Source organism: Actinophytocola sp. (genome assembly GCF_050699935.1).
Lineage (GTDB): Bacteria > Actinomycetota > Actinomycetes > Mycobacteriales > Pseudonocardiaceae > Actinophytocola.
In genome coordinates, this window is record NZ_JBOHGB010000048.1 from 35136 (window position 1) to 44511 (window position 9376).

The 9376-nt window shown below is 71.7% G+C and carries 13 protein-coding genes; 8 read left to right on the forward strand and 5 right to left on the reverse strand.

Annotated features, from left to right (window positions below):
* Nucleotides 1-170 precede the first annotated feature (170 nt).
* Nucleotides 171-815, forward strand: a complete 645-nt coding sequence (locus ACRDTB_RS17475; RefSeq protein ID WP_431431505.1) for a GmrSD restriction endonuclease domain-containing protein — start codon at nt 171-173, stop codon at nt 813-815.
* The gene (locus ACRDTB_RS17480; protein ID WP_431431507.1) at nt 809-1063 is read left to right on the forward strand and encodes a hypothetical protein; all 255 of its coding nucleotides are present in this window, start codon (nt 809-811) and stop codon (nt 1061-1063) included. The genes ACRDTB_RS17475 and ACRDTB_RS17480 overlap by 7 nt, the downstream gene beginning before the upstream one ends.
* Before the next feature lie 18 nt (nt 1064-1081).
* Here ACRDTB_RS17480 and ACRDTB_RS17485 read toward each other — a convergent pair whose 3' ends face one another.
* The 3 genes from ACRDTB_RS17485 to ACRDTB_RS17495 form a co-directional block, all read right to left on the reverse strand.
* Nucleotides 1082-1501 carry a DUF3151 domain-containing protein gene (locus tag ACRDTB_RS17485; RefSeq protein ID WP_431431509.1) on the reverse strand — a complete coding sequence of 140 codons (420 nt, stop codon included), beginning with the start codon at nt 1499-1501 and terminating at the stop codon, nt 1082-1084.
* 48 nt (nt 1502-1549) lie between these two features.
* Nucleotides 1550-2584: a class II fructose-bisphosphate aldolase gene (fbaA, locus tag ACRDTB_RS17490; RefSeq protein WP_431431510.1), complete on the reverse strand. Its 1035-nt coding sequence runs from the start codon at nt 2582-2584 to the stop codon at nt 1550-1552.
* 110 nt (nt 2585-2694) lie between these two features.
* On the reverse strand, nt 2695-4317 hold the full coding sequence (locus tag ACRDTB_RS17495) for an alkaline phosphatase D family protein (RefSeq protein WP_431431512.1): 1623 nt from the start codon (nt 4315-4317) through the stop codon (nt 2695-2697).
* A 133-nt stretch (nt 4318-4450) separates the two neighbouring features.
* Here ACRDTB_RS17495 and ACRDTB_RS17500 point away from each other — a divergent pair, with 133 nt between their 5' ends.
* Both ACRDTB_RS17500 and ACRDTB_RS17505 read left to right on the forward strand, forming a co-directional pair.
* The gene (locus ACRDTB_RS17500; RefSeq protein ID WP_431431514.1) at nt 4451-5359 is read left to right on the forward strand and encodes a short-chain dehydrogenase/reductase; all 909 of its coding nucleotides are present in this window, start codon (nt 4451-4453) and stop codon (nt 5357-5359) included.
* A 30-nt stretch (nt 5360-5389) separates the two neighbouring features.
* Entirely contained in the window at nt 5390-5854 is a 465-nt protein-coding gene (locus ACRDTB_RS17505; protein ID WP_431431516.1) for a pyridoxamine 5'-phosphate oxidase family protein, read from the forward strand.
* On the opposite strand, the gene ACRDTB_RS17510 is transcribed toward ACRDTB_RS17505, so the two are convergent.
* A complete protein-coding gene (locus tag ACRDTB_RS17510) occupies nt 5848-6129 on the reverse strand; it encodes a YciI family protein (RefSeq protein WP_431431519.1) in 282 nt (93 codons plus the stop codon). The two genes, ACRDTB_RS17505 and ACRDTB_RS17510, sit on opposite strands and share 7 nt — an antisense overlap.
* Nucleotides 6130-6213: 84 nt before the next feature.
* On the opposite strand from ACRDTB_RS17510, the gene ACRDTB_RS17515 reads away from it, so the two are divergent.
* From ACRDTB_RS17515 to ACRDTB_RS17530, 4 genes are all read left to right on the forward strand, one after another.
* Nucleotides 6214-6804 carry a SigE family RNA polymerase sigma factor gene (locus ACRDTB_RS17515; protein WP_431431521.1) on the forward strand — a complete coding sequence of 197 codons (591 nt, stop codon included), beginning with the start codon at nt 6214-6216 and terminating at the stop codon, nt 6802-6804.
* Between the two features lie 158 nt (nt 6805-6962).
* A complete protein-coding gene (gene nagA, locus ACRDTB_RS17520) occupies nt 6963-8099 on the forward strand; it encodes an N-acetylglucosamine-6-phosphate deacetylase (RefSeq protein WP_431431523.1) in 1137 nt (378 codons plus the stop codon).
* A gap of 10 nt (nt 8100-8109) precedes the next feature.
* Nucleotides 8110-8412: a hypothetical protein gene (locus ACRDTB_RS17525; RefSeq protein WP_431431525.1), complete on the forward strand. Its 303-nt coding sequence runs from the start codon at nt 8110-8112 to the stop codon at nt 8410-8412.
* A 20-nt stretch (nt 8413-8432) separates the two neighbouring features.
* Nucleotides 8433-9149, forward strand: a complete 717-nt coding sequence (locus tag ACRDTB_RS17530; protein WP_431431527.1) for a DedA family protein — start codon at nt 8433-8435, stop codon at nt 9147-9149.
* A gap of 9 nt (nt 9150-9158) precedes the next feature.
* Here the strand turns inward: ACRDTB_RS17530 and ACRDTB_RS17535 are convergent.
* Nucleotides 9159-9376, reverse strand: a 218-nt coding sequence (locus ACRDTB_RS17535) for an FAD-linked oxidase C-terminal domain-containing protein (protein WP_431431528.1), incomplete at its 5' end; no start/stop codon positions are given.

Here is a 9376-nt window from a genome sequence, read left to right on the forward strand (position 1 = left end):
CCATCGAGGTTCCGGGGCGTTCGGCCGTTCAGACGAAGACGATCGTCTGGATTTTGCCGAGCCCACCAGGGTTTCTACCGAGAGTTACCCTTCGGTATTGATCGGGTCATCTTCGTGCCGCACAGTCAGGTGACGTTCCAACGTGATCTGTAGCACGGAGGCGACTTCACATGTTCAGCAGGTCGGGGAAAGTGCGGGTCTTCACGGCCGTCCTGGCGGTCGGCGCGGGCGCCGCGATCGTGTACGGCGGCGGTTCGGCGATCGCGATCCCGCCGAACATCCCGGATCCCGCGACGGCGATGTCCGAGCTGGAGCAGCTGACCGTCGCCCCGGACGGCTCGATGGACGGCTACGACCGGGACGAGTTCCCGCACTGGGAGACGGTCGAGGGCACGTGCGACACCCGCGACGAGGTCCTGAAGCGCGACGGCGACGGCGTCGAGGTCGACGAGGACTGCGAGGCGACGGCCGGCAGCTGGACGAGCCCGTACGACGGCGATACCTGGACCGACACGGGCGACGTGGACATCGACCACATGGTGCCGCTGGCCGCCGCGTGGCGCAGCGGGGCCGCGGAGTGGACGATCGAGGAGCGCGAGGTCTTCGCGAACGACCTGGACTCGCCGCAGCTGTGGGCGGTGACCGACAACGTGAACCAGTCGAAGGGCGACCAGACGCCGGAGACGTGGCGGCCGCCGCTGGAGTCGGAGTGGTGCCGGTACGCGTCGGCGTTCACGCACGTCAAGTTCACCTACGAGCTCACCGTGAACGAGGCCGAGCAGGCCGCGCTGGCTGACATGCTCGGGACGTGCTGAGCGCGTACAACACCCCACTGGTCGCCGGTCAGGGCGGCGTGCTGACCGAAGAGGTCGGCGTCGTGACCGGCGACCTGGAGCTGAGGACCACTGTGGACAGTGCCGGCGTGGTGACGGCGAAGGTCCGCTACGCGGGCGCCGACGAGTGGTACCGGCTGCGCGGCGGCGTGTGCAAGCTCGTGGACACCCGCGACCACGCCGCCGTCCACTCCCTGCTGGTGGGCATCCTCAACCGCCCCGCCGGCTGACCCCGCGCCACCGCGGGGCTAGGCGAGGCCCAGCCGTGCGGGGGCGTCCGGGTCGGAGTCGGCCAGGAACTGGCTGCAGCGGTCGTACTCCGCGGTCTCCCCGATGGCCTGCGCGGCACGGGCCAGGGCGGCCAGGGCACGCAGGAAGCCCTGGTTCGGGCGGTGGGACCAGGGGATCGGGCCGTGCCCCTTCCAGCCCGCCCGGCGCAGCTGGTCCAGGCCCCGGTGATAGCCGGTACGGGCGTAGGCGTACGCGGCCACCGGGTTGTTCTCCGTCAGCGCGAGCTCGGACAGCGCCGCCCAGCCCTCGCTGAAGTCCGGCCACCGCGTGACCACCTTCGCCGGCTCGGTGCCGGCCTCCATCGCGTCCTGCGGCTCCGGGCGATCCGGCAGCCGCGTCGCGGGCGGGCCGCCGAACAGGTTCTCTTGCAGCGTCATACCGCCATCCTGCCCGACGGCCCGAAACCGAGAGACGAGCCCGGCCGGTCAGCCCGCCAGCATCCGGCCCGTCGACTTCAGGTGCTCGCACGCCTGGGTCACGCGCGCGGCCATGCCCTGCTCCGCCGCCTTGAGGTAGCTGCGCGGGTCGTAGGCCTTCTTGTTCCCGACCTCGTCGTCGACCTTGAGCACGCCGTCGTAGTTGGTGAACATGTGCGCCGCCACGGGCCTGGTGAACGCGTACTGGGTGTCGGTGTCCACGTTCATCTTCACCACGCCGTACGACACCGCCTCGTGGATCTCCTCCAGCAGCGAGCCGGAACCGCCGTGGAACACGAGCTCGAACGGCTTCGAGCCGGCGGTGAGGCCCAGCTTCTCGGCGGCGACCGCCTGGCCGCGCCGGAGCACCTCCGGGCGCAGCTGCACGTTGCCCGGCTTGTACACGCCGTGGACGTTGCCGAACGTCGCGGCCAGCAGGTAGCGGCCCTTCTCGCCGGCGCCGAGCGCGTCCACCGTCTTCAGGAAGTCGCCGTCGGCGGTGTAGAGCTTCTCGTTGATCTCGTGCGCGACGCCGTCCTCCTCGCCGCCGACGACACCGATCTCGACCTCGAGGATGATCTTCGCCTTGGCCGTGGCGTCCAGCAGTTCGGCCGCGATCTCGAGGTTCTCGTCCAGGTCGATGGCCGAGCCGTCCCACATGTGCGACTGGAACAGCGGCTCCCTGCCGGCGGCGACCCGCTCCGCGGACAGCGCGACCAGCGGCCGCACGAAGCCGTCCAGCTTGTCCTTCGGGCAGTGGTCGGTGTGCAGCGCGATGTTGACCGGGTACCTCGCGGCGGCGACGTGGGCGAACTCGGCGAGCGCGACCGCCCCGGTGACCATGTCCTTGACCTTGGTGCCGGAGGCGAACTCCGCGCCGCCGGTGGAGACCTGGACGATGCCGTCGCTCTCGGCCTCGGCGAAGCCCCGCAGCGCGGCGTTGAGCGTCTCGGAAGAGGTCACGTTGATGGCGGGAAATGCGAACTCGTTCGCCTTCGCCCGGTCCAGCATCTCCGCGTAGACCTCGGGTGTGGCGATAGGCATCGGTACGTCCTCCTCGGGGCTGGACAGGGCCGTCGGGCCAAATCCTACGAGCCTCCCGGACGGATGCCGCCTCGAACGGATCCCCGACGGGTCGGTGAACCGCGCGGGACTCAGCCGGCCGCGGCCGGCGAGCCCACCCGCCGCACCTTCTGGGTGCCGGCCCGCACCCGGTAGGACCGCGCGTGCGACAGCGCGCTCGCGGGGTCCTCCTTGTTGGCGAGGAAGTACCAGTCCATCTGCACGGCGGCCGGTGTCACGTCGAGCACGCACGCGCCGTGCGAGTCGACCTCGACCCACTTGACGTGCCGGTTCAGCGTGGTCAGCGCGCTCTCGATGACCGGGCCGATCGTGCGCGGCGGCACGCCCGCGATGTCGTCGATGTTGTCCGAGGTGACCGAGGTGGCGACGAACTCGACGGCCACCGACTCCGACAGCGGGTAGGTGCCGGCGTCGCGCGGGACGTCGCACGCCCACGACGAGTGGATGTCGCCGGTGAGGAACACGGTGTCGCGGATCCCGTTGTCCGCCAACGTGTCCAGCAACCGCCGGCGGTCCGCGGCGTAGCCGTCCCACTGGTCGGGGTTGACCACGCCGCCGTCGCGGGGCAGGCCGAGCAGCTCCAGCAGCGGGCCGAGCAGGTCGCCGGGCAGCGGCGGGACCAGGACCGGCGCCATCATCACGGAGTTGCCGATGAGCTTCCACTGCGAGCCGCTGCCGACCAGCCCGTCGCGCAGCCACGCCAGCTGCTCGGCGCCGGTGATCGTCCGGTTCGGGTCGTCGACGTCGTCGTCGAACGGCTTCGCCTGCTGGGAGCGGTAGCTGCGCAGGTCGAGCATGTTCAGCTCGGCGAGCAGCCCGAACCGCAGCCGCCGGTAGACCCGGTCGGCCTCGTTGCGGACCGGCATCCACTCGAAGTACGCCTGGTGTGCCGCGGCCTTGCGGGCGGCGTAGTCGCCCTCGGTGTCGGGCTGGTGGTTCTCCGCGCCGCCGGACCAGGCGTCGTTGGCGACCTCGTGGTCGTCCCAGGTCGCGATTACGGGCACGGCCGCGTGCAGGCGCCGCAGGTGCTCGTCACCCTTGTACTGCGCGTGGCGCTGTCGGTAGTCGGCGAGCGTGATGATCTCGTGCGCGGGCTCGTGCGGGCGGATCGCCCCGCCGCCCCCCTCGTAGAGGTAGTCACCGAGGTGCAGCACGGCGTCCAGGTCGCCGCGCTCGGCGAGGTAGCGGTAGGCGGCGAAGTGGCCCTGCGGCAGGTTCGAGCACGAGACGACGCCGAACCGAAGATGCGCGAGCGCGGCGTCCGCGGCGGGGGCCGTGCGGGTGGTGCCGACGGCGGACACCGCGTCCGCGAGGCGGAAGCGGTAGAAGTAGCTCGTCGCCGGGGCGAGGCCGGTCGCGTCGGCCTTGACCGTGTGGTCGCGGTCCGGTCCGGTGGTCACGCCGCCGGAGCTGACGATGTTCGCGAACGCCGCGTCGGTGGCGATCTCCCAGATCACGGTCGCGCTCGGGCCCTGGCCGGAGCCGGGCGTCGACTCGGGCGTGGGCGTGACGCGGGTCCAGAGCAGCACCGCGTCGGGCAGCGGGTCGCCGGAGGCCACGCCGTGCGCGAAGACCGGCTCGTCGGGTTCCGCCCACACCGACGAGGCGGTCGCGACCGCGCCGCCGACCGCGACACCCGCGGCGGCCACACCCGATGCCCTCAGGACCGAACGGCGATCGAAGACCTCTGCCATGGCCCCGAATCCTGTCGAAGCCAGGGGAGGTCACATAGAGCCGTTCTTCCTAAACATTCGGTACACAATTGCCAGTTACCGACAGTAGGTTACTCATGGTAAGTTCGGCGCCGGACTCTCGACGGGAGGCGGCATGTTCGGCGTTGGCAGCAAGAGCGTGCGCGGCAAGATCGTGCTGATCACCGGGGCGGCGCGGGGCATCGGCGCCGGCGTCGCGAAGGACCTGGCCCGCCGTGGCGCGAAGCTCGCGCTCGTCGGCCTGGAGGCGGACGAGCTGGCACGGGTCGCCGCCGAGTGCGGGCCGGACGCCGGCGCCTGGGAGGCCGACGTGACGCGCTGGGCGGACCTCGAGCGCGCGGTCGCCGCGGCCGTCGAGCGGTTCGGCCGGATCGACGTGGTGCTGGCCAACGCGGGCATCGCGGCCACCGGCTTCACCCGCTCCATCGACCGCGCGGCGTTCGAGCGGGTGATCGAGGTGGACCTGCTGGGCGTGTGGCGCACCATGCGGGTCACGCTGCCGCACCTGGTCGAGGCGAAGGGCTACGCGCTGCTGGTGTCCTCGGCCGCGGCGATCGTGCACATCCCGGGCAACGCGGCGTACTCGGCGGCGAAGGCCGGCGTGGAGGCGTTCGGGAACTCGCTGCGCGCGGAGGTCAAGCACCTCGGCGTGGACGTCGGCGTCGCGCACCCGACGTGGATCGCGACCGACATGGTCAACGACGCCGACGCGCACCCGGTGTTCGGCGGGTTGCGGCGCTCCACCAAGGGGATCGCCGGCAGGACCTACCCGCTGTCGGTGGCCGTCGACCTGATCAGCGCGGGCATCGCGGCGCGGGCACGCGTCGTGCACGTGCCGCGCTGGGTGGGCTTCGCGAAGCTGATCCGCGCGCTGCTGCCGCGGGCGGTCGAACGGCAGGCACGCACGATCGTGCCGGCCGCGGACGAGGCGGTGCTCAAGGACATCGCGGAGCGCGGCGAGGTCGAGTCGAGCCTGGTCGGCCCGGGTGGCAGGGCTGCGGCACGCAGCCGAGATGCGCTATAAGGGAGATCCACGAGCACTCGGGAGGCGCGGATGTCGCGGCGGGCCCAGATCGTCATGACCCCCGAGGAGATCGGGGACCTGCTCGGCGAGGGCAAGATCGCGAACTTCGCGACGATCGGGCCGAACGGCCGGCCACACCTGGTGGCCCTGTGGTATATCCCGCATGGGGACGGCATCGCGACGTGGACTTACGGCGCGTCCCAGAAGGCGGCGAACCTGCGGCGGCTCCCGCAGGCGACCGTGCTCATCGAGACCGGTGACAACTACGACCAACTGCGCGGGGTGTCGATGGAGTGCGACGTCGAGCTGGTGGAGGAGACCGAGAAGGTCGCGCTGGTGGGTACGAAGCTGATGCGCCGGTACACCCCGAGCGAGCAGGCGGCCACGGCGGCGACCCAGTTCGTCCGGCTGCAGGCGTCGAAGCGGGTCGGGTTGATCTGCACGCCGACGAAGATCGTCAGCTGGGACCACCGCAAGCTCGGCGGGACCTACTGAGCCCACTGCCCGAGGACCGGCCGCCACTCGTGGATCACACGCGACTCGGCGACTCCTCCGGTGGTGTAGGGGTCGGCGTCGAGCAGCCGGTCGAGCTCGGCGCGGTCCGCGACGCGGTAGATCGCGAACCCGGCGGAGTCGTCGGCCCACGGCCCGGCGGCGGTCACGGTGCCCTCGTCGACGAGCCGACCCAGGTAGTCGCGGTGGCGCGGGCGGGCCGCCGCGAGCTTCTCCCGGTCGTCGGTGTAGGTGGTCTCGACGGTGAACCAGGCCATCCCGCTCTCCTCACGGCTCGATCGACGTTTCCGAACGCTACTTGTGCCTGTCCGTGGAGGGCGCCGCCCCGGTAGGGTTTCGACGTGAGCGGGGACGGTGTACACAGCGCGGAGCGGAGCGTCGAACGCACGCTCGGGCACCTGCGGGCAATCGACTCGGGGAGCTTCGCGAAACCCGGGACGGAACCGGCGCCGCTCACCCTGGAGGACCTGTACCGGACCCACCGGATGCGGCTGGTGAGACTCGCCCTGCTGCTGGTCGACGAGCCGGCCACGGCGGAGGACGTGGTGCAGGAGGCGTTCACCGGCCTGCACCGCAACTGGGGAAACCTGCGTGACGCGGCGGCCGCGCTCGGCTACCTGCGCACGGCCGTGGTCAACGGCTCGCGCAGCGTGCTGCGCCGCCGCAAGACCGCGCGCGAGTACACCCCGCCGCACCAGGTGAACGCCCGATCGGCGGAGAGCCTGGCGATGCTGACCGCCGAGCACCAGTCGGTGGTGCGCGCGCTGTCGCAGCTGCCGCCCCGGCAGCGGGAGGTGCTGGTGCTGCGCTACTACGGCGACCTGTCGGAGGCGGAGATCGCGGACGCGGCCGGCATCTCGAAGGGCACGGTCAAGTCGACCGCGAGCCGGGCCCTGGACGCGCTGCAGAAGATCATGCGCCCGCCGACCTGACCCCGACTCCGTCGCCCCGAGCGCGAATGCCAGGAAGGCGTCCTTCACGGCGCCGAGCGTCCGTATGGCGTCCTTCCAGGCCCTTGTACACAACCGGTTGATCTGTTACCGACTATGGTATAGACCAATAGGGTCCGGTCGTGGTTCAAGGGAGTGGCATGGCTGCGCAGCTCATCGCCGGGGGCAGGGTCGCTACGCCGGACGGCGTGCTCGACCCCGGCTGGGTGTTCGTCGAGGACGGCGCGATCAGCGCGGTCGGCGCGGGCGCCCCGGCCGACCGGCCCGATGCGCGGACCATCGACGCGCGGGGCAGCTGGGTCGTCCCCGGGTTCGTCGACGTCCACTGCCACGGGGGTGGGGGCGCCTCCTTCACCGAACCCGGCCAGGTGCGCGACGCCGTCCAGGCGCACCGGCGGCACGGGACCACCACGACGCTCGCGAGCCTCGTGTCCCGGCCCGTCCCGGTACTCGTCGAGCAGGTGGCCGCGCTGCGCGAGCACGTCACCGACGGCCTGCTCGCCGGCATCCACCTCGAGGGCCCCTTCCTCTCCGCGGCCCGCTGCGGCGCGCACGACCCCGCCGTCCTCCGGCCGCCGAACGCCGCCTCCGTCGACTCCCTGCTCGCCGCCGGGCGGGGTGCCATCCGGATGGTCACGATCGCGCCCGAGCTCGACGGTGCCGTGCCGGCCGTCAAGCGGCTGGTCGACGCCGGCGTGCTCGCCGCGGTCGGCCACACCGACGCCCTCGCCGAGGACGTGACGCCCGCCGTGGACGCCGGTGCGAGCGTGGCCACCCACCTGTTCAACGGCATGCGCCCGCTCCACCACCGCGAGCCCGGCCCGATCGGCACGCTGCTCGACGACGAGCGGGTGACCGTCGAGCTGATCTGCGACCTCGTGCACCTGCACCCGACCGTGGTCCGGCTCGCCGCGCGGCACGCCGGCGCCGGCCGGACCGTGCTGATCACCGACGCGATCTCCGCCGCGGGCGCGGGCGACGGCGTCTACGACGTCGGCGGGCTCGAGGTCACGGTCACCGACGGCGTGCCCACGCTCGCGGGCGGCGGGTCGCTCGCCGGTAGCACGCTGACCATGGACGCCGCCTTCCGCAACGTCGTGCACCGCTGCGGGCTCGGCATCGGTGAGGCCGTCGCGGCCGCCTCGACCCGGCCCGCCGAGCTGCTCGGCCTCGGCGACGTCATCGGCCGGATCGCCCCCGGGTACGCCGCGGACCTGGTCCTGCTCGACGAAACGCTGCACCCGAGCGCGGTCATGAAGGCCGGCACGTGGGTATAGCGTCACCTTCGTGACCGACGACCCGGAACGGCTGGTGGCCGAGGCGCTGCGCGCGCACGCCGCTCGCACGCCGCTGCCGGAGCCCCAGCACGTCGACTCGACCGGCCCCGCGCTCGGCGGCTACGGCCTGCTCTCCGGCGGCGGCGTCCCGCTGCCCGAAGCCGACCCACCCACGGTCCGCACCCCCGTGCCGGCCGTGGGGACGACCCGGCTCGAACCGCAGGGCGGCGTCGCCGTCGGCTGGATCATCCTGCTTGCGCTGCTCCTCGGCCTGGCCGCCGGAGCGGTCGTCGGCCTGCTGACCCTTCTCTAGCGTTCGGTACCTTGGTCGGCGTGACGCTCGCGACCGCCGCCACCCACACCATGCTCCTGCCGTCCTGGCTCGACCCGGAGGTCATCCTGCGCGCGATGGGGCCGTGGGCGGTCGCCGTGGCGTGCCTGATCATCTTCGCCGAGTGCGGGCTGCTGATCGGCTTCTTCATGCCGGGCGACTCGCTGCTGTTCACCGCGGGTCTGTTCGTGGCGACCGGCGCGATCGCGACCCCGCTGTGGCTGGCGTGCGTGCTGCTGACCGTGTGCGCGTTCGTCGGCAACGTCTGCGGCTACTGGATCGGCGCGAAGGCCGGGCCGGCGCTGTTCAACAAGCCGGACTCGCGGCTGTTCAGGAAGGAGCACGTCGACAAGACGCACGAGTTCTTCGACAAGTACGGCGCCAGCGCCATCGTGCTCGCGCGCTTCGTGCCGATCGTGCGGACCTTCATCACCGCGATGGCCGGCGTCGGCCGGATGGACCCGAAGCGCTACTTCGTCTACTCGGCGATCGGCGGCGTGCTGTGGGCCACCGGCGTCACCGTCCTCGGCTACTTCCTCGGCCAGATCGAGTTCGTGCGGACCAACATCGAGGCCATGGCGATCCTGATCGTGCTCATCTCGATCATCCCGATCGTCGTCGAGGTGCTCAAGGCGCGCCGCAGGAAGCGCCTCGCACAGGTGGCCACCAACGGGACGGCCGCGACGGCCGAGACCGCCGAGGTCACCGAGCAGCGCTGACCGAGCGGACTACGACATCGCGAACATCGAGCCGGGGTTGAACAGGTTCTCCGGATCGAGCGCGGCCTTGATCGTGCGGTGCACCCGCAGACCGACCGGGCCGATCTCGCGTTCCAGCCACTCGCGCTTGATCTTGCCGATGCCGTGCTCGCCGGTGACCGTGCCGCCCAGCGACAGGCCCACCGCGAGGATGTCGTGGAACGCCTGGTTGGCGCGCGCGAACTCGT

Coding starts and splice junctions, on each gene's coding strand:
- ACRDTB_RS17475 (WP_431431505.1), top strand. CDS start 171: ATGTTCAGCAGGTCGGGGAAAGTGCGGGTCTTCACGGCCGTCCTGGCG.
- ACRDTB_RS17485 (WP_431431509.1), bottom strand. CDS start 1,501: ATGACGCTGCAAGAGAACCTGTTCGGCGGCCCGCCCGCGACGCGGCTG.
- fbaA (WP_431431510.1), bottom strand. CDS start 2,584: ATGCCTATCGCCACACCCGAGGTCTACGCGGAGATGCTGGACCGGGCG.
- ACRDTB_RS17495 (WP_431431512.1), bottom strand. CDS start 4,317: ATGGCAGAGGTCTTCGATCGCCGTTCGGTCCTGAGGGCATCGGGTGTG.
- ACRDTB_RS17500 (WP_431431514.1), top strand. CDS start 4,451: ATGTTCGGCGTTGGCAGCAAGAGCGTGCGCGGCAAGATCGTGCTGATC.
- ACRDTB_RS17505 (WP_431431516.1), top strand. CDS start 5,390: ATGTCGCGGCGGGCCCAGATCGTCATGACCCCCGAGGAGATCGGGGAC.
- ACRDTB_RS17510 (WP_431431519.1), bottom strand. CDS start 6,129: ATGGCCTGGTTCACCGTCGAGACCACCTACACCGACGACCGGGAGAAG.
- nagA (WP_431431523.1), top strand. CDS start 6,963: ATGGCTGCGCAGCTCATCGCCGGGGGCAGGGTCGCTACGCCGGACGGC.